The organism is Corynebacterium felinum (assembly GCF_030408755.1).
GTDB classification, from domain to species: domain Bacteria; phylum Actinomycetota; class Actinomycetes; order Mycobacteriales; family Mycobacteriaceae; genus Corynebacterium; species Corynebacterium felinum.
Genome location: NZ_CP047209.1, coordinates 2,445,507 through 2,462,860, shown reverse-complemented (window position 1 = coordinate 2,462,860; position 17,354 = coordinate 2,445,507). Strand labels below are relative to the sequence as shown.

Below are 17,354 nucleotides of genomic sequence, written 5' to 3'. Positions count from 1 at the left end.
GCAATATTTTTGTGTTTAGTGGCTCTGTGTTCGGAGTGGGGCGCAGCTCATAAATTTTGAAGTAAGTGACCTGATAGCCATCAGTGACACTAAAACTACGATAAAGAAAAGCACACTTTTCTCTTAGTATTTTCTCAAAGAACTTCCGCTATTTCTTTAGCCTTGAAATATGCCTGCTGTGTTGTTTTTGCTCGCAAGTGAAAAGATTTGTGCACGAGAATCGGAGCCGGTTGGGGATTGTGATTCTTTTAAAGCTGCGCGCGAAGCGGGGTTAGTTGTCGTGCCGACGTGAAAGAAACCAGATAGACTCTGGTGTATGCGAGTTTATCTAGGAGCGGACCATGCAGGGTTCGACATGAAGAACATTATTGCCAAGCACCTTTTAGCTGCAGGGCACGAGGTTATTGATTGTGGCGCAAATGAGTACGACGCAAACGATGACTACCCAGCATTCTGCATTGATGCTGCTAGTCGCGTAGTAAACGACCCAGGTTCGTTGGGTATTGTTTTGGGGGGATCCGGTAACGGTGAGCAGATTGCTGCAAACAAAGTGAAGGGTGCGCGTTGCGCTCTCGCATGGTCAGTTGAGACTGCACGTCTTGCACGTGAGCATAACAATGCTCAGTTGATCGGCCTTGGTGGACGTATGCACTCTGAAGAAGAAGCCTTGGCTATTGTCGATGCTTTCATTGAACAACCGTGGAGTGAAGAAGAGCGTCACCAGCGTCGCATTGATATTCTCGCTGAGTATGAAAAGACTGGAATTGCTCCAGAAGTTCCTGGCGTATAAGTCCGGATAAGGCGAAAAAGTGGGTGTTTCCCTTAGACCGAAGGGAAACACCCACCTTATGTTTCTAGCTGTTAGAAGTCGAAGCCGTCTCCGCCGAAGAAACCATCGCCACCGCCGAAGAAACCGCCATCGCCGCTGTCGCCACCACCAAAGAGGCCGTCGAAGAATCCATTTTCTTCTCCTCCTGCATCACTCATGCCTGAAAGATCTCCAGTCTCTGCACCGTCAAGGCCTGTAGCATCCCCTAGCGAATCAGGGGTGAGTGCTGAAGCTGCTGCTACGCCAGCCATGCCACTGAAAAGGGATGAGAAGATAAGGGCAGAGCCTGCGGCCCAGACGCCGGTGCGGAGTGCGCCTGCCCACCAAGGCTCGGAGTACCAGCCAGCAGGAACAGGTCGCCCAGCAACCATGCCGCCGGGATAGTAGTTGGGGGTTTGGGCGCTCGGGTGAGGCGAGGCTGTGATGTTATGGCCGTCGTGCATGATGGTGCGCTGCTCAGAAACCTTGCCAGCTTGGCGTTGACCTTCCAAAAGAGGAAGCTCGGGACCTGCAGGAAGTCCCATAATTTCTCGGGCGGCATTCATGTAGTGCAAGCCTTCGAGTGCAGATTCGCGAGCGAGCTCTGCCTGGCGAACCGTTTGCGCTTGGGCGATTTGCGAACTAGCTGCAGTGTGACGCTCAGATGCATCTGCGATCGCTTGGGTTGACGCTGCATCGGTGCCGGCAATGGTTAGGATTTGGGAGCCGAGTCGTTCATTCCAGTGACGTGCTTCAGCGAGCGCGTCGGCAAGGGAATCTGCCTCGACTTTCTTTTGCGAACCGCCAGTACGACTTAGGAGGAAAATGAGACCACCGACAACGATTGCGACGAGTAGTAAGCCTTCCACAGCTAAAAATCCACCTTTCGGAATGTGGGACGTTTATCACTAACAACAACGGCAGAGGCTACAAAAAAGTTCCCGTAGTTTACCTCTGAGAACCTCAGTGTAAACTACGGGAACTTTAATCACGTACGGTATGTGACAGGTCGAATGATCGACTACTTCTTGTCAGTCTTTGGTGCTTGGCGCTCAGCAGTCCATTTGCGGATATCATCTGAGTCCCACAGCGTAAGGCCGTGGTGCTTAGCTACGGGCTCTGGTGCACGACCGCGTCCTGCGTAGCTAGTGAAGGTTCCTCGGGCAGTTCCCGAGAAGGTTGCGCATTCAATTGCTGTCCACAGTTCGCGACCGGTGTCAGCATCAATAATGGTTGGCTTCATGTAGGAATACAATAATCCAACTTTGCAAAAAAGCAATATTGATAGCTTTAATTTGCGCAAGTACGCAGGTCATTTGCTATAAATTCTTTAATAGGCAAAGGGTATTGAATGGGATTCGACGGGTAAAAGCGGGTTTATTCTCCCAAGTAAATGCTGTTGATTTTCATTTACACCGAATTGGATTTCAATACAGCTTCCATTGCGCTGACGGCCTTCATGGTCAATTCGTATTAGCCCAGTTTAAATAGGAAGGTTGAGAATTTATGAGCGCGGGGTTGTGTTGAGGGGCTGGGGCTGAGGTGTCGGTTTGCGCGTTGGAGTGGTGTCGCGCTATCTTGTGTATCAGCGCCTGAAACGCTGTGTGGGAATGTCGTATAGTGGCTATTACCCCAGTCTTCCAAACTGGTGACGCGGGTTCGATTCCCGTCATTCCCTCCAAAAATTTTAACGAGACCCCTTCTGCGTTACATGTGGAAGGGGTTTAGTCGTTGTGGGGATCAGTCGGTCTGGGGGTGTGGTGTGGAATTTTGTCCGTGCGGTGGGGGATGAGTTTTCGGGCAAGGCGAAGTTTATAGGCAAGCTTGAGCTATTTGAGGTGAGCTACTTGATTGATTTGTTGCATAGGTGGATGGAGCGGTGGTTGCCGATTGACTGAGGGGCTGAGGCGCTTGTGTTGATAGTGGGGAACGTTTGTCGATCGGTTGAGTAAAGGATGTGCTGATGACATTGGTGGGGCTTTCTGGAAAGGGCCAAGAGAAGTAGAAGGGATATCTTGGCGAAACGGGTAGGACGTAATGCCAGACTAGGTGTGGGGTGGATAGGGGAGTGGTGAGGGGTCTTTGGGGCAGGAATTGGGGCTCATGGGTGCGGTGTTTGGCCGCTTGTGATGTTTTAACGCGAGAAGGTTCTTTGAAAAGATGCTCTGACCTGCGGATTAGGTAAAACTACTAAATCGTGGCAATATTTCCTGTGTCGCCGAGAGCGACAGTACAGAAAAGAGAGATAATCTCTTAGATGTAATCGGGACGTGGCGCAGCTTGGTAGCGCACCTGTTTTGGGTACAGGGGGTCGCAGGTTCAAATCCTGTCGTCCCGACGTAAAACCCCCGAGGAGCATATGAAAAACGATGCACCTCGGGGGTTAATGTCAGTATTACCCCAATTAGACCTACAGGAGAAACGCTCGTGAAGAGTTCCGTCGAAAAGCTGAACGATACCCGAGTCAAGCTGACCGTGGAGGTTCCGTTCGAGGAACTGAATCACGAGATCGATCAGGCTTACACCGCGCTCGCGGCTCAGGTAAACATCCCAGGCTTCCGCAAGGGCAAGGCACCCCGCAAGCTGATCGACGCTCGCGTCGGCCGTGGCCCAATCTTGGATCAGGTTCTCAACGACGTTGTTCCTTCTCGTTACCAGAAGGCTGTCGAGGAAGCAGAGCTCGCCGTTTTGGGCCAGCCAGCTATCGAGATCACCAAGCTTGAAGACAATGTTGTCATTGAGTTCACCGCTGAGGTGGATGTTCGCCCAGAGATCGAGCTGCCAAAGTTCGAGGACATTGCCGTTGAGGTTCCTGCTCTGAAGGTTGACGACGAGGCTATTGACGCTGAGATCGATAAGCTTCGCGAGCGTTTCGGTGAGCTGAGCGACACCAAGCGCAAGCTGAAGACCAATGACTTCGCAATTATCAACGTTGTTGCTTCTGTCGACGGTGAAGAGATTGAAGAGTCCAAGGCTGAGGGTCTGTCCTACATGGTGGGTGCAGATGACCTGATCGAGGGTCTTGACACTGCTCTGCGCGGCATGAAGACCGGTGAAGAGAATGAGTTCACCACCACCCTGAAGTTCGGCGAGCATGAGGGCAAGGAAGCAACCGTTAAGGTTGAGGTTGTTCAGACCAAGGAGCGCAAGCTGCCTGAGCTGAACGAGGAGTTCGTTCAGGAAGCGTCCGAGTTCGACACTGTTGAAGAGCTGCGTGAAGCTACCGCTAAGCGCGTTGAGGAGCAGGCTAAGACTGCTCAGGCTGCTGCTATCCGCGACGCTGTGTTGGCTGCTGCTTTGGAGAAGACCGAGTTCCCACTGCCTGAGGCATTGGTTGAGGAGCAGGCTCACAACCAGTTCCACAGCACCTTCGGCGAGGCTTCCCACAACGAGTCTGCTATCGATGAGTTCCTGAAGACCCAGGGTTCTTCCCTTGAGAAGTTCAAGGCTGAAGCTCACGAAGCTGCTGAGAAGGCTGTCCGTACCCAGCTGTTCCTGGATGCTTTGGCAGAGCAGGAGAAGCCTGAGGTTTCCCAGTCTGAACTGACTGATCACATCCTGTACACTGCTGACGCTTACGGCATGGATCCAAAACAGCTGATCCAGTCCCTGCAGCAGGCTGGTCAGATCGGCGCGCTGTTTGCTGACGTGACCCGCGGCAAGGCTTTGGCTGCTGCCATTTGCCGTGTATCCGTGAAGGATGACGCTGGCAACAAGGTTGACGCTGATGAGTACTTCGGCGTTGACGAGGAAGAAGCTGCTTCCGAGTAGTCAGTACTGATTCTTTTCATGCTTGACAAACGTTGAGTGTGGTTTCAGGCCCAGAACACTAGCTGCCTGTGTGGCAAGGCTATGTGTGCTGGGCTTTGTTACTTTCTGTCACCGTCGCTGCGTGCGGTGTGCGCGTGACGACGTCGTAAAGCGTGCAGCTTTTGAAACGGCTTATCCGCTGATAGCGAACAAGGGCATGAAAACCGCTGGGTTAGCGGTATGGTGGTACGAAGCAACCTTCTCATAATCAAAAAGAACCAAGGAGCAATTGGCAATGACTGATCAGTCGATCCTCATGTCGGGATCCTCCGGCCTCAATTTGAGCGATTCTGTCTACGAGCGCTTGCTGCGCGAACGAATTATTTTCCTCGGCACTCAGGTCGACGATGAAATTGCAAATAAGTTGTGCGCCCAGATTCTGCTGCTGAGCGCTGAAGACCCAACTCGTGATATTTCGTTGTATATCAACTCTCCTGGTGGTTCCGTGACCGCAGGTATGGCGATCTATGACACCATGAAGTACTCTCCTTGCGATATTGCTACTTACGGCATGGGGCTTGCTGCTTCCATGGGGCAGTTCTTGCTGTCCGGTGGTACGAAAGGTAAGCGCTATGCGTTGCCTCATGCTCGTATTATGATGCACCAGCCTTCGGCGGGTGTGGGCGGTACTGCGGCTGATATTGCTATTCAGGCTGAGCAGTTTGCTCAAACCAAGCGTGAAATGGCTGAGCTGATTGCGGAGCATACCGGTCAGACTTTTGAGCAGATCACGAAGGATTCTGATCGTGACCGTTGGTTTACCGCGGCGGAGGCGAAGGAATATGGTCTGGTAGACCATGTTATTTCCACCGCTCAGGGCCCAATCGCTAACTAGTTTGTAGGAGGATTATTATGAACAACGGTATGCAGATGCCTTCAGCCCGCTACGTTTTGCCTAGCTTCATTGAGCAGTCAGCTTATGGCACGAAGGAAACGAACCCTTACGCCAAGCTGTTCGAGGAGCGCATTATCTTCCTAGGCACCCAGGTGGATGATACTTCCGCCAATGACATCATGGCTCAGCTATTGGTGTTGGAGGGCTTGGACCCTGATCGTGATATCACGATGTACATTAACTCCCCAGGTGGTTCTTTCACTTCCTTGATGGCTATTTACGACACGATGCAGTATGTGCGCCCTGATGTGCGTACTGTGTGTCTTGGCCAGGCTGCTTCGGCTGCTGCTGTGTTGTTGGCAGCTGGTGCTCCTGGCAAGCGTGCGGCATTGCCTAATGCGCGTGTGTTGATCCACCAGCCTGCTACTGAGGGTGGCCGTGGTCAGGTTTCCGATTTGGAGATTCAGGCTAAAGAAATTCAGCGTATGCGTACGCTGATGGAGGAGACACTGTCTCGCCATACTGGTCGCCCTGCTGAGGTGATTCGTCAGGATACTGATCGTGACAAGATTCTCACCGCCCAAGAGGCGTTGGAATACGGCATCATTGATCAGGTTTTTGATTACCGTAAACTCAACGGTTAATTGTTAGTTCGATAGGTGTGGTCACGGGTTTTAGGTCTCGTGGCCGTGGCACTTGCTAGTTTTGTGTTTGTGTCAACCCACGGCTTTTTGTTGTCGTGGGTTTTCATGTTTGCCCGCCTTGGTTCTGATTCTTGGGCTAGGGTTGGGTAGGATAGATAATTCCTTTGTTGAACGTTCACGTGAAAGAGAACTGTAAAACCACCCATGGCTACTCGTACTCAAGATAGTGCAGATCTGCTCAAGTGTTCTTTCTGTGGGAAGAGCCAAAAGCAAGTAAAAAAGCTGATCGCCGGTGGCGGTGTTTATATTTGCGATGAGTGCATTGAGCTGTGTAATGAAATCATCGAAGAAGAGTTGGGTCATTCCTCCGCGAAAGAGGAACGTCCGGAGGATCGTTTGCCTCGCCCCTCGGAAATTTCTGCCTTCTTAGATAAGTATGTGATTGGGCAGGAAGCTGCCAAGCGCGTGTTATCTGTGGCGGTGTATAACCATTACAAGCGTGTTCGCGCTGAAGAGTCGAAGGCGCTTGGTTCGCGGAAGAATTCGGATGAGGCGGAGTTGCAGAAGTCGAATATTTTGCTCCTCGGCCCTACGGGTTCTGGTAAGACTTATCTTGCTCAAACGTTGGCGCGTTTGTTGGATGTTCCTTTTGCCATTGCTGATGCTACGAGTTTGACTGAGGCTGGCTATGTGGGCGAGGACGTCGAGAATATTCTCCTGAAGCTTCTCCAAGCCGCAGATTTTGATGTTGCGCGTGCTCAGCGTGGCATCATTTACGTGGATGAGGTGGATAAGATTTCTCGTAAGTCGGAAAATCCGTCCATTACTCGTGATGTGTCTGGCGAGGGTGTGCAGCAGGCTTTGCTGAAGATCCTTGAGGGAACTGTTGCTGCGATTCCGCCACAGGGCGGGCGTAAGCATCCGAACCAGGAGTTTATCCAGCTCGATACCTCGAATATCTTGTTCATCGTTGCTGGTGCTTTTGCTGGCCTTGAGAGAGTTATTGAGGACCGTAAGGGCAAGAAGAGCCTAGGTTTTGGCGCTACTATTTCCTCGAAGGAAGAGCGCGACGCGGTAGATATTTTCAAGGATGTTTTGCCAGAAGATTTGGTGAAGTTTGGTTTGATCCCTGAATTTATTGGCCGTCTTCCGATTGTGGCTACCGTGAACAATTTGGATCGCGAGTCCTTGGTGAAGGTTTTGGTTGAGCCGAAGAATTCTTTGGTCAAGCAATACCAGCGGTTGCTTGAAATGGATTCAGTGGATCTTGTTTTCGAGGATGAGGCGTTGAATGTGATTGCGGAGCTCGCCTTGGAACGCAAGACTGGTGCTCGTGGTCTTCGCGCCATCATGGAGGAAATTCTCGTGCCAATCATGTTTGATATCCCTGATCGTGAGGATGTTGCTCAAGTGTTGGTGACTGCGGCTGCTGCCCGCGGTGAAGAAGGCCCTCGTTTGATTGCTGCTGAGGAGATTGAGCAAAGCGCATAGGGCAAAACACGAGTAAATTTCGTGTGCTAGTGCTCCCACTGGTGAAAGTTATTGCTGATTGGGCATGGCTTTCGCCAGTGGGAGTTTTGTTTATGCACCCTAAACTGCCTCAAGCGATAGTCCTTCATGGATTGAGAAGGAAAAGTGGGACTGGCAAAAAAGAGGGTGATGTGGTTAAGGGCGGGTATCTCAATGCAAAAACACCCTTTCCTTAAACGGAAAGGGTGGAGCTGTTGAGAGTGTTTTAGTTGAACAAATCAGGGGAGATGTCGTAGGAGGAATCGTTGGAATCGTAGGCTTGATGTTCCAGGGATTCTCCTGCCTCTGCCGACGCAATGGTGGTCAGGTATGAGATCTGGTCGCCGGTCTTCAAATGTGAGGTCAAGAATGCAAGCACTCCTTCAGCAGCCATGCGCGCCATGCCCTTGGTGTTGGATTCATCCATCATGTCGATGTTGTACAAGTTGATGGTGGTTTCCTGAGAAAGCACACGGAATACTGACAATGACGCAATTAAGGTAAACACGTCTTGCGCGGAAATACCTGGGCGGAACGCGCCGGCGTCTTGGCCCAACATGAGGAGCTTGTCCAACTGCAGGGTGATGGCTGATTGGTCAACCAGTGGCTGCATTTCCTTTACATTGGCGTAGTGCATCAGGTTTTCTAGAGCCAAGAGACGGATTGCTTCAGGGTTTGCTGCGTAGCGGTTGAATACCGCTTCAACGACTTTCCGTACCCCGTCGACAGGGACGGTGGATTCGAGTTCAAGCTCCTGCACGGAAGGGCGAAGTCGTTGTACCGCCAGTACTAAACAGCGGTGGTACAAGCCTTTTTTATCGCCGAAGTGGTAGTGAATCATGCGCTTTGACATCCCAGATTCACGGGCGATCGCTTCCAGTTTGGTGTCATGGAAGCCAATTTCGGCGAACTTCTTTAAAGCAATATCAAGTACGGCTTCCGGAGTTGCCTCTGCAGAACCCTCCCCAGAAGAGGAAGGGTTGAAAGAATCCGCTTCGAGGGAGTCCAACCTTTCGACCGACACGAGAAATCTCCTTAAAATATGAATGAAAGACACTGAGGCGAAAATAGCGCGAAAACTCGCCGTCACACAGATGGGTTCAGCTGTGAAGCTTTATAAACTATCAGTAACTACGCCCTGATGGTACTGAGCTGACTTTTCGCCTTGGTTCAAGGGTAGTCCACTACTATATGTTAATGCCCGCTGCGCTGGCTATAACAGGAAAAATTGCCCAGATGTGGGGGTAGATCTTTTTCAAAAATCCCCGCTATTTGCACTACCTCAGTAGTCCTCACGTTCCATCATGGGGGTAAGGTCAGGCGTTCATGTGAGAAATCTCTTAACTCGAAAACAGCATTGGCTGCTTGAGTGCCTAGCAAACGATAACCACGACGCATTAGGCTAGTAGGTGTCCATGAGGTGCCTTGCCAAGGCCGAAAGAGTTTTTGTGAAAGTACGGCCAGAAATAAGGTACGAGGACACTGCCTTGAAGTTGAGTGCAAAAGCTTTGCACCATACTTGACCACGTATTTTTTAAGGAGAGTTCATGACTTCGTCCGTGAAAAAGATCGCTGTAACTGGTGCTGCTGGCCAAATTGCGTATTCGCTGTTGTGGCGCATCGCCAACGGTGATGTTTACGGCAAAGACACCCCAGTTGAGTTGCAGCTTCTGGAGATCCCCGCAGCTATTGGGGGTGCAGAAGGTGTTGCAATGGAGCTCAACGATTCCGCTTTCCCACTTCTGAAGAAGATCACTGTCACCGACAAGCTGGAAGAAGCTTTTGATGGCACCAACGCAGCATTCTTGGTGGGTGCGAAGCCACGCGGTAAAGGTGAGGAGCGCTCCGATCTGCTTGCGGCGAACGGCAAGATTTTCGGCCCACAGGGCAAGGCTATCAACGATCACGCTGCTGAGGATATCCGCGTGCTGGTGGTTGGCAACCCAGCAAACACCAATGCTCTGATTGCTATGCATGCGGCGAAGGATGTTCCGAACGAGCGCTTTAACGCTATGATGCGCCTTGACCACAACCGTGCTATTTCTCAGCTGTCTGAGAAGCTTGGTCGCGATAAGACTGACATTGAAAACTTGGTTGTGTGGGGAAACCACTCTGCAACTCAGTTCCCTGACATCACCTACGCAACCGTGGGCGGGGAGAAGATTTCTGAGTTGGTTGAGCACGACTGGTACGTTGATCAGTTCATTCCGCGTGTGGCTAAGCGTGGTGCGGAAATCATTGAGGTGCGCGGTAAGTCTTCTGCGGCTTCTGCTGCTTCCTCTGCTGTTGATCACATGCATGATTGGATTAACGGCACTGAGCGTTGGGCTTCGGCTGCGATCCCATCTGATGGATCTTATGGCATTCCTGAGGGCTTGATCGTGGGTATGCCGACTGTTGCCCGCAACGGCAAGTGGGAGGTTGTCCAGGGTCTGGATCTCAGCGATTTCCAGAAGGCACGCATTGAAGCCAACGTGAAGGAGTTGCAGGAAGAGCGCGACGCTGTTGCTGATTTGCTGGGCTAATTCACTCTGTTAGATCTGAAGGTTGCTTCCACGTTCCCCGATGGAGGGGGACAAGGAGCAACCTTGTGCGTTGCTGGGGTGTTGGGGTCGGCGTCGACAAGCTTAAAGCGTATCGACGCCGACTTCCTGTTTCTTCAGTTGATTGCGCAGTTACCGGTGTGTTTGTGTAGGCATGGGGCGCAGGTGATGCGGGTACGCGAAGATGAAGCTGTGAAAAAGTGGTTTCTGGTCTTCTGTTCTCTAAGATAGTGGGCATGGCTGAAATCAATCGTGCAGATAAGTTGCCCAAGAGTTGGGATCCGCAGGCAGTAGAGTCCGATCTCTACAACGAGTGGGTGGAAAAGGGATACTTCACCGCAGACCCTGCGTCCGCAAAACCCGCATTCTCAATCGTGTTGCCACCTCCTAACGTCACGGGTCAGCTGCACATGGGCCACGCCCTCGATCACACGCTTATGGATGCGATTGCGCGCCGCAAGCGTATGCAGGGCTTTGAGGTGCTGTGGCTGCCAGGTATGGACCACGCCGGTATCGCCACCCAAACCAAGGTTGAGGCACGACTGAAGGAAACTGAAGGTAAGTCCCGTTGGGATTATGATCGCGATGAGTTCATTTCCAAAGTGTGGGAGTGGAAGGAAGAGTTCGGTGGCACCATCGGCACCCAGATGCGTGCGATTGGTGATTCGGTGGATTGGTCCCGCGAGCGCTTCACTCTTGACGAGGGTTTGTCGCGAGCGGTGCAAACCATCTTTAAAAACCTTTATGACAAAGGGTGGATCTACCGTGCAAACCGCCTTGTGAACTGGTCGCCAGTATTAGAAACCGCCGTGTCTGACATTGAGGTGGTGTATAAGGACGTTGAGGGCGAGCTTGTGTCCATCCGCTATGGCTCCCTCTATGACGACGAGCCACACGTGATCGTGGCAACCACGCGCGTGGAAACCATGCTGGGTGACGTCGCTGTTGCGGTTCACCCTGAGGATGAGCGCTACGCTGACTTGGTGGGCACCACCTTGCCACACCCATTCTTGCCGGATCGCGAAATGATCGTAGTTGCCGACGACTATGTTGACCCAGAATTTGGCACCGGCGCGGTGAAGATCACTCCAGCCCACGACCCCAACGACTATGCGCTTGGCCTGCGCCATAACCTGGAAATGCCCACCATCATGGATGCCACCGGCACAATTGCCGGCACCGGCACCCAGTTCGACGGCATGGACCGCTTTGAAGCACGCGTGAAGATCCGCGAAGCACTAGCGCAGCAAGGTCGCATTGTGGCAGAAAAGCGCCCCTACATTCACTCCGTGGGCCATTCCGAGCGCTCCGGTGAACCGATCGAACCACGCCTGTCGCTGCAGTGGTTCGTCAAGGTCGACGAACTGGCGAAGATGGCTGGGGAGGCCGTGCGCGAGGGCGATACCGTTATTCACCCGAAGTCGAGCGAGCCCCGCTTCTTCGAGTGGGTTGATGACATGCATGATTGGTGTATTTCCCGCCAGCTGTGGTGGGGTCACCGCATCCCTATCTGGTACGGCCCCGAAGGTGAGATCGTCTGTGTTGGCCCCGATGAGACCGCACCTGAGGGCTACACCCAAGACCCCGATGTGCTGGATACTTGGTTTAGCTCCGCACTGTGGCCGTTTTCGACCATGGGCTGGCCGAACAAGACCCCTGAGCTGGAGAAGTTCTACCCAACCTCGGTGTTGATGACCGGTTACGACATCCTATTCTTCTGGGTTGCCCGCATGATGATGTTCGGCACCTTCGCATCCTCGATTACCCCAGAAGTTTTGGGCACGCATGATTCGGGCCGCCCGCAGGTTCCGTTCACTGACCTGTTCCTCCATGGTCTGGTTCGTGATGAGCACGGCCGCAAGATGAGTAAGTCTTTGGGCAATGGCATTGATCCGATGGATTGGGTGCGCGATTATGGTGCTGATGCCCTGCGCTTCACCCTTGCCCGCGGCGCAAACCCCGGCGTGGATCTGCCGGTGGGTGCGGATTCGGCGCAAAGCTCACGCAACTTTGCTACCAAGCTGTTTAACGCAACCAAGTTCGCCCTGATGAACGGCGCGAAGACCGGCCAGCTGCCCGCACGCGAGGAGCTTTCCGACGCCGACCGCTGGATCTTAGATCGCCTTGAGCAAGTCCGTGTCAGCGTCGATGACTACCTTGACCGCTACCAGTTTGCCAAGGCCAACGAGCTGCTTTACCAGTTCGCGTGGGGCGAGCTGTGCGACTGGTATCTGGAGATCGCTAAGGTTCAGATCCCACGTGACTTTGCCGCAGCGTCCGAAAAGGAGCGTACTCAGGGCGAGAACACCCAGATCGTTTTGGGCCAGGTTCTCGACGCTGTGCTGCGCATGCTGCACCCTGCGATGCCGTTTGTCACTGAGGTGCTGTGGAAGGCACTGACCGACGGCGAATCGTTGAACGTGACTGCCTGGCCAACCGCTGCGCTAACTAATGGAGGGTCTAGCACTGATGAGGATGCGGCACGCCGTGTCGCTGATGTGGAGAAACTGGTCACGGAAATCCGCCGTTTCCGCTCCGACCAGGGTGTGAAGCCCAGCCAGAAAGTTCCAGCCCAGATCGACTTTGTGGCCTGTGATCTTGGCGCACTCGAAGATGTGGTGCGTTCGCTGGCGAAGGTGGATGCACCGAAAGATGATTTCCAGGCATCTGCAAGTATTGAGGTACGCCTGAGCACCGCCACCATCGAGGTGTCGCTGGACACTTCCGGAACAGTGGACAAGGCGGCTGAGCGCAAGCGCCTTGAAAAGGATCTTGCCGCGGCTGAGAAGGAACTCAACCAAACCGGCGCCAAGTTGGGCAATGACGCATTCCTTGCCAAGGCCCCTGAAGCCGTGGTGGATAAGATTAAGGAACGCCAACGTGTGGCCCAAGAAGAAGTCACCCGCATTACCGCGCGATTAAAGGAGCTCGGCTAACAGTGGACGCACACGACCACAATCACGATCATGATCACGAGATCGAGCATTTCAACCTCGGCGAACTGAAACTCAGTGAGGAGGGCCTCTCCCTGCCCATTGATATTCACGCCGAAGGTGAAAAGCCCGAAACCCGCGAGATTACCGCTGAGGACCTCGCAGCACTCGCTGAGGTTGAAGCCGAACTTGACCTGCGTTGGAGTGAAGTCACAATCGACCCCACCCTTTCGCGCATGGAGATCCTCATGGATCTCCTCGGCAACCCTGAACGATCATTCCCCGCCATTCACGTGGCAGGAACCAACGGCAAAACCTCCACGGTGCGCATGATCGAATCGTTGATGCGTGCCTTCCACCGCCGCACTGGGCGCACTACCAGCCCACACCTGCAGTTGGTGACCGAACGTATCGCACTCGATGGGCAACCCATTCATCCGCGCGACTACGTGCGGATCTGGAATGAAATCAAACCCTATGTGGAAATGGCTGACACCATCAGTGAAAAAGAAGGTGGGCCAAAACTTTCCAAGTTCGAGGTGCTCACCGCCATGGCGTATGCCGCGTTCGCGGATGCGCCCGTCGATGTTGCCGTCGTTGAGGTCGGGCTTGGGGGGCGCTGGGACGCAACGAATGTGATCAACGCTGATGTCGCCGTCGTCACGCCTGTTGGGCTCGACCACACCGACTATCTCGGTGACACTGTGGAAGAAATCGCCGCCGAAAAAGCAGGAATCATCAAATCCCGCTGGGACACCGACGACCTCCTCACCCCACCCGATAACGTCGCTATCATCGGCGAACAAGACCCCGCCGCCTTACAAGTGATCCTCGAACACGCCATCGAGACTGACGCCGCCGTTGCGCGCGCCGGGAGCGAGTTCGGTGTCGTCGACTCCACCATCGCCGTTGGCGGGCAGCAGCTCACTCTGCGTGGGCTGGCGGGGGAGTATCCTGAGATTTTCCTCCCGCTTTCCGGTGAGCACCAAGCCCGCAATGCCGCAACGGCTCTTGCCGCGGTCGAAGCGTTCTTCGGCGCAGGACCAGGGCGCAGTCTTGATCTGGATACAGTGAAGGAAGGCTTCGCCACTGTGCAAAGCCCCGGCCGTTTGGAGCGCGTACGCACAGCACCAACAGTGTTCATTGATGCTGCGCACAACCCGCACGGGGCAACAGCACTCGGGCAGGCGCTGGCGCGCGACTTTGATTTCTCCCGGCTTATCGGTGTGGTTTCAGTGCTGGGCGATAAGGATGCACGCGGTGTACTCACCGCTCTCGAATCCCATCTGAGTGAGATTGTGGTGACCCAAAACACTAGCCCACGTGCCCTGCATTATGAAGATTTGGCGGATCTTGCCCGCGAAATCTTTGGTGAAGAGCGCGTGCATGTGTCTTCCAACCTGCCTGGTGCAGTGGAGCTGGCGGTGGAGTTGGCTGAGGAGAATGGTATCCAATCTGGTTCTGGTGTGATTATTACCGGTTCGGTTGTTACTGCAGGTGAGGCGCGTACCCTGTTTGGAAAGGAGCCGTGTTAGTCATGGCGGAGAAGACTGAGCATATTGAGTATGGTCCGTTAGGGCCAGGCCATGAGCCGGTGAAAGATCCAATGAAGGGTCTTCGCGGTGTGATGGCTGGTGCGATGGGCATGGAAGCGATCACGTTTTATTTGGTGCTGACCGTCATTTTACGCGTGGATAACGGTGCCTACTGGACTCCTGTGAATTGGGGCAGCGTGACGGTGCTGGCGACAGCCATGCTGATCATGAGCTTCTTACAGGGCCGCAGCTGGGCTGTGAAAGCCAATATCGCGCTGCAGGTTATTGCACTTTTCGGGTTCTTCATCCACCCTTCAATGGGGATTATTGCGATCTTCTTCGCGCTGGTGTGGTGGTATATCCTGCATCTGCGCAAGAATCTCATTGAGCGCATGAAGCGTGGACTTTTGACTACACAGCACATGTAGTTTGCGGTGCTGTTGAAGCCGCCACCAGAGGGAGCGATTCGCCTTTCCTCGGTGGTGGCTTTTGTCATTCCTATGCATTCACAAGCGCCCTACCGGCAGTAGTGTAAGTCCTAGGGGGCGTGGAGTATGGGCGCTTGCGGGGCATGTGGCGTGTCCGCCACGGGGTGAGCTCCCAGTTGTTGCTTGACGACGCCGTATTGTGCGTTGTCGACTGTGTGCAATTCGGCGGGGAGAGGGGAGAGAAACTCTTTGTTCTACCGTCGCCTTTTCGTTGAGGAGGAGCTACGATTGCGCTGTGGGCAATACTTTTCCTCAACGCGAGGCACGGAATTGGGAGTTTCAAGAAACCGTTTCAGATACGTTTCTCAAGACGGTGAGTGCCTTCGCTAACCATGAGGGTGGGCGTATTTTCTTCGGAGTTGCTGATTCTGGAAAGATAGTGGGATTTAACCATCCTAACCCAGATTTTTCATGGGGTGGGTTTGGTGGTGGTGGGTTGGGGTGGTGTGTTTGTGGGGTTGGTTGGTTCACCTTCGCCCTTTGATTCGTGGTTTTTAGGGCAAGGTGTGCGTCCATAAAGTTGTGTGGGGTTTGGGGGTTGGGGTGTGCCTGCAGTGTGGCTGCCAGATCGCGTGTGTGGGCCTAGGGGTGTTAGGGTTTTCGTTTCTTCCAGCGTGGCTGTAGAAGGCTCTGGGTGTAGCCAATAAGCGTGACCAGTGTGTGGGTGTGGGGGTTGTGCTGGTCAAGCTGGAGGATGATGCGTCTGCTGCTTGTGGTGATTTTTGATGCAACCGCAACAAACCTTACACGGATAGTCTTCGGCACCCATGTCCACCAAGGCTTGCTTGTTTCTTGGTGTGAATGATCCTTGTGGTGGCAGGCGTCGATGAGTTTCGTCCAGGTAAGAAGTTGGTGGGATAGTGCAACGATCAAACACCAGATTTGGTTCGCCCCGAATTGTTTAAACGGCAGTTTACTAAGGCCTTGGTCTTTGGTGTCTTTGATGTGTTGTTCACATAAAGACCGATTACGGTAGCAGTAGTCAATGTGTTGAATATTCCCAATAAGGTTCGTTACGCACAGTTGGGCGCGAACACCATGTTGGTTGAAAAGACTGTGTTGGCACCCTGGGTGGGGTGGTTCGATTCGTGCGATAACACGCATATCCTCGGGGTAGTCAGCTAGAAGATTCACCAAAGGTTGGTGCTCATCTATATTTGCGGTGCGCAGTAGTCCGGTGATGTCTTCAAGGAAATGGTTCTCATCACAAACCAGATCCCCTGAAGCACGCACAATCGGCACCCGAGTATCCCACCGATCACAGTCTTTGCCTGTGTGAGCACTGGTTCCCAAGTGTTGTGTATCAGCGTTGGTTGTTTGTTGGGATTGAAGGTGATGGTCAAGGGTGATGCGCGCTGTCGGCGGGGCGGAATAACCCAGAACATACCCAAGGTTGTGATCGTTGAGGAAACTGATGAATTTCTTTGTCCCACCAGCACTGTCAGCACGGATGACTAATCGTTTGCCCCAGGGTTGACCATCACTGTGATCAGGCAGGGTGGCAAGAATCTCGTCAACAAGCTGGCAGTGATCACGAATTGTGTTTGCCCCGGCATTTCCTGGTCGAAGCAGGCAGTTAAGAAACTCCCCACCAGGCAGACCGATGCTGGTGTAATCAATAAAGGCACATAACGGGTGGAAACCAAAGCCTTTCTTATAGGTAGGCGTCGCGTTTTCCTTATCGGAATGTGCGGTAATCAACGTGGCATCAATATCGATAACCAGTGGTTGTTCAACTGTTGCCACCCGATGCGGAGCGTGATCACCTAACAAATCCCACACCCTAGTGCGAGCTTGTTTCGCTGCGTGGATAAACCCTTCTCGCACATGCTCGCTGGTATCTGCATATTCTGTGATCCGCCGCCATGCGGTTGTCACTGACGGTAACGATTTTGATGCTAACGCGGTTGAAACAGAAGAAAGCAAGGTGATGTCGTGGACATCATCCCCACCAGCAATCAACGATAAAGCCAGATTCACCCACACATCCCCTAACGTGTGCGTGAGCCCAGAACGCGGCAAAGCGGAATCAAGGCAGTCACTTATTCCCACCAATTCGGCTACGTGAGCAAACGGTAACACCCCCGCACCGGATACAAGATGAGAACAGCTAGCAACCCGTGGAATGTATGTGGTAGTCTTCACCTTGAAAGTGTTTCTTTCTGCCTAGATTATTGACTTCAAAACATCTCTATTCTAGCAGGTCAAGAAGCACTTTCTTTACTTTTTGCTCACCTTTTCACCCCACA

The 17,354-nt window shown here is 53.1% G+C and carries 16 protein-coding genes and 2 tRNA genes; 14 read left to right on the top strand and 4 right to left on the bottom strand.

Going from position 1 to position 17,354, the window contains the following annotated elements; all coding sequences use genetic code 11:
• The first annotated feature begins 316 nt into the window (after positions 1-316).
• Positions 317-790: a ribose-5-phosphate isomerase gene (locus CFELI_RS10390; RefSeq protein ID WP_277104525.1), complete on the top strand. Its 474-nt coding sequence runs from the start codon at positions 317-319 to the stop codon at positions 788-790.
• A 71-nt stretch (positions 791-861) separates the two neighbouring features.
• Here the strand turns inward: CFELI_RS10390 and CFELI_RS10385 are convergent, their stop codons facing one another.
• Both CFELI_RS10385 and CFELI_RS10380 read right to left on the bottom strand, forming a co-directional pair.
• Complete coding sequence (locus CFELI_RS10385; protein ID WP_277104524.1) at positions 862-1,677, bottom strand: DUF1542 domain-containing protein; 816 nt, start codon at positions 1,675-1,677, stop codon at positions 862-864.
• Between the two features lie 152 nt (positions 1,678-1,829).
• The gene (locus CFELI_RS10380) at positions 1,830-2,051 is read right to left on the bottom strand and encodes a hypothetical protein (RefSeq protein ID WP_277104523.1); all 222 of its coding nucleotides are present in this window, start codon (positions 2,049-2,051) and stop codon (positions 1,830-1,832) included.
• Between the two features lie 363 nt (positions 2,052-2,414).
• Between CFELI_RS10380 and CFELI_RS10375 the strand changes: the two genes are divergently transcribed.
• The 8 genes from CFELI_RS10375 to CFELI_RS10340 all read left to right on the top strand — a co-directional run bounded on the left by CFELI_RS10375 (position 2,415) and on the right by CFELI_RS10340 (position 7,803).
• Positions 2,415-2,489: transfer RNA gene (locus tag CFELI_RS10375), tRNA-Gly, on the top strand.
• 79 nt (positions 2,490-2,568) lie between these two features.
• On the top strand, positions 2,569-2,706 hold the full coding sequence (locus CFELI_RS10370; RefSeq protein ID WP_290259008.1) for a hypothetical protein: 138 nt from the start codon (positions 2,569-2,571) through the stop codon (positions 2,704-2,706).
• A 366-nt stretch (positions 2,707-3,072) separates the two neighbouring features.
• A tRNA-Pro gene (locus CFELI_RS10365) sits at positions 3,073-3,146 on the top strand.
• 89 nt (positions 3,147-3,235) lie between these two features.
• Entirely contained in the window at positions 3,236-4,579 is a 1,344-nt protein-coding gene (tig, locus tag CFELI_RS10360) for a trigger factor (protein WP_277104521.1), read from the top strand.
• Between the two features lie 274 nt (positions 4,580-4,853).
• Entirely contained in the window at positions 4,854-5,453 is a 600-nt protein-coding gene (locus CFELI_RS10355) for an ATP-dependent Clp protease proteolytic subunit (protein WP_277104520.1), read from the top strand.
• A 17-nt stretch (positions 5,454-5,470) separates the two neighbouring features.
• Positions 5,471-6,097, top strand: a complete 627-nt coding sequence (locus tag CFELI_RS10350) for an ATP-dependent Clp protease proteolytic subunit (RefSeq protein WP_277104519.1) — start codon at positions 5,471-5,473, stop codon at positions 6,095-6,097.
• A 204-nt stretch (positions 6,098-6,301) separates the two neighbouring features.
• On the top strand, positions 6,302-7,588 hold the full coding sequence (gene clpX, locus CFELI_RS10345; RefSeq protein ID WP_277104518.1) for an ATP-dependent Clp protease ATP-binding subunit ClpX: 1,287 nt from the start codon (positions 6,302-6,304) through the stop codon (positions 7,586-7,588).
• 41 nt (positions 7,589-7,629) lie between these two features.
• A complete protein-coding gene (locus CFELI_RS10340) occupies positions 7,630-7,803 on the top strand; it encodes a hypothetical protein (protein WP_290259007.1) in 174 nt (57 codons plus the stop codon).
• Positions 7,804-7,832: 29 nt separating this feature from the next.
• Here CFELI_RS10340 and CFELI_RS10335 read toward each other — a convergent pair whose 3' ends face one another.
• Complete coding sequence (locus CFELI_RS10335; protein WP_374724743.1) at positions 7,833-8,531, bottom strand: TetR/AcrR family transcriptional regulator; 699 nt, start codon at positions 8,529-8,531, stop codon at positions 7,833-7,835.
• Between the two features lie 622 nt (positions 8,532-9,153).
• On the opposite strand from CFELI_RS10335, the gene CFELI_RS10330 reads away from it, so the two are divergent.
• The 5 genes from CFELI_RS10330 to CFELI_RS13650 all read left to right on the top strand — a co-directional run bounded on the left by CFELI_RS10330 (position 9,154) and on the right by CFELI_RS13650 (position 15,589).
• Positions 9,154-10,131 (top strand): malate dehydrogenase, encoded by a 978-nt coding sequence (locus CFELI_RS10330; RefSeq protein WP_277104517.1) that lies wholly within the window; start codon positions 9,154-9,156, stop codon positions 10,129-10,131.
• A 254-nt stretch (positions 10,132-10,385) separates the two neighbouring features.
• Positions 10,386-13,085, top strand: coding sequence for a valine--tRNA ligase (locus CFELI_RS10325; RefSeq protein WP_277104516.1), 2,700 nt, complete (start codon positions 10,386-10,388; stop codon positions 13,083-13,085).
• Positions 13,086-13,087: 2 nt separating this feature from the next.
• Positions 13,088-14,617: a bifunctional tetrahydrofolate synthase/dihydrofolate synthase gene (gene folC / locus CFELI_RS10320; protein ID WP_277104515.1), complete on the top strand. Its 1,530-nt coding sequence runs from the start codon at positions 13,088-13,090 to the stop codon at positions 14,615-14,617.
• 2 nt (positions 14,618-14,619) lie between these two features.
• Entirely contained in the window at positions 14,620-15,045 is a 426-nt protein-coding gene (locus tag CFELI_RS10315; protein WP_277104514.1) for a DUF4233 domain-containing protein, read from the top strand.
• 199 nt (positions 15,046-15,244) lie between these two features.
• Positions 15,245-15,589: an AlbA family DNA-binding domain-containing protein gene (locus CFELI_RS13650; RefSeq protein WP_353959541.1), complete on the top strand. Its 345-nt coding sequence runs from the start codon at positions 15,245-15,247 to the stop codon at positions 15,587-15,589.
• Between the two features lie 107 nt (positions 15,590-15,696).
• Here CFELI_RS13650 and CFELI_RS10310 read toward each other — a convergent pair whose 3' ends face one another.
• A complete protein-coding gene (locus CFELI_RS10310; protein ID WP_290258967.1) occupies positions 15,697-17,250 on the bottom strand; it encodes an IS1380 family transposase in 1,554 nt (517 codons plus the stop codon).
• Between the last annotated feature and the right edge of the window lie 104 nt (positions 17,251-17,354).

Bases quoted from the DNA above. Each gene is read 5' to 3' on its own strand.
- CFELI_RS10390 (WP_277104525.1), top strand. From the start codon at position 317: ATGCGAGTTTATCTAGGAGCGGACCATGCAGGGTTCGACATGAAGAAC.
- CFELI_RS10380 (WP_277104523.1), bottom strand. From the start codon at position 2,051: ATGAAGCCAACCATTATTGATGCTGACACCGGTCGCGAACTGTGGACA.
- CFELI_RS10355 (WP_277104520.1), top strand. From the start codon at position 4,854: ATGACTGATCAGTCGATCCTCATGTCGGGATCCTCCGGCCTCAATTTG.
- CFELI_RS10350 (WP_277104519.1), top strand. From the start codon at position 5,471: ATGAACAACGGTATGCAGATGCCTTCAGCCCGCTACGTTTTGCCTAGC.
- clpX (WP_277104518.1), top strand. From the start codon at position 6,302: ATGGCTACTCGTACTCAAGATAGTGCAGATCTGCTCAAGTGTTCTTTC.
- CFELI_RS10330 (WP_277104517.1), top strand. From the start codon at position 9,154: ATGACTTCGTCCGTGAAAAAGATCGCTGTAACTGGTGCTGCTGGCCAA.
- CFELI_RS10325 (WP_277104516.1), top strand. From the start codon at position 10,386: ATGGCTGAAATCAATCGTGCAGATAAGTTGCCCAAGAGTTGGGATCCG.
- CFELI_RS10315 (WP_277104514.1), top strand. From the start codon at position 14,620: ATGGCGGAGAAGACTGAGCATATTGAGTATGGTCCGTTAGGGCCAGGC.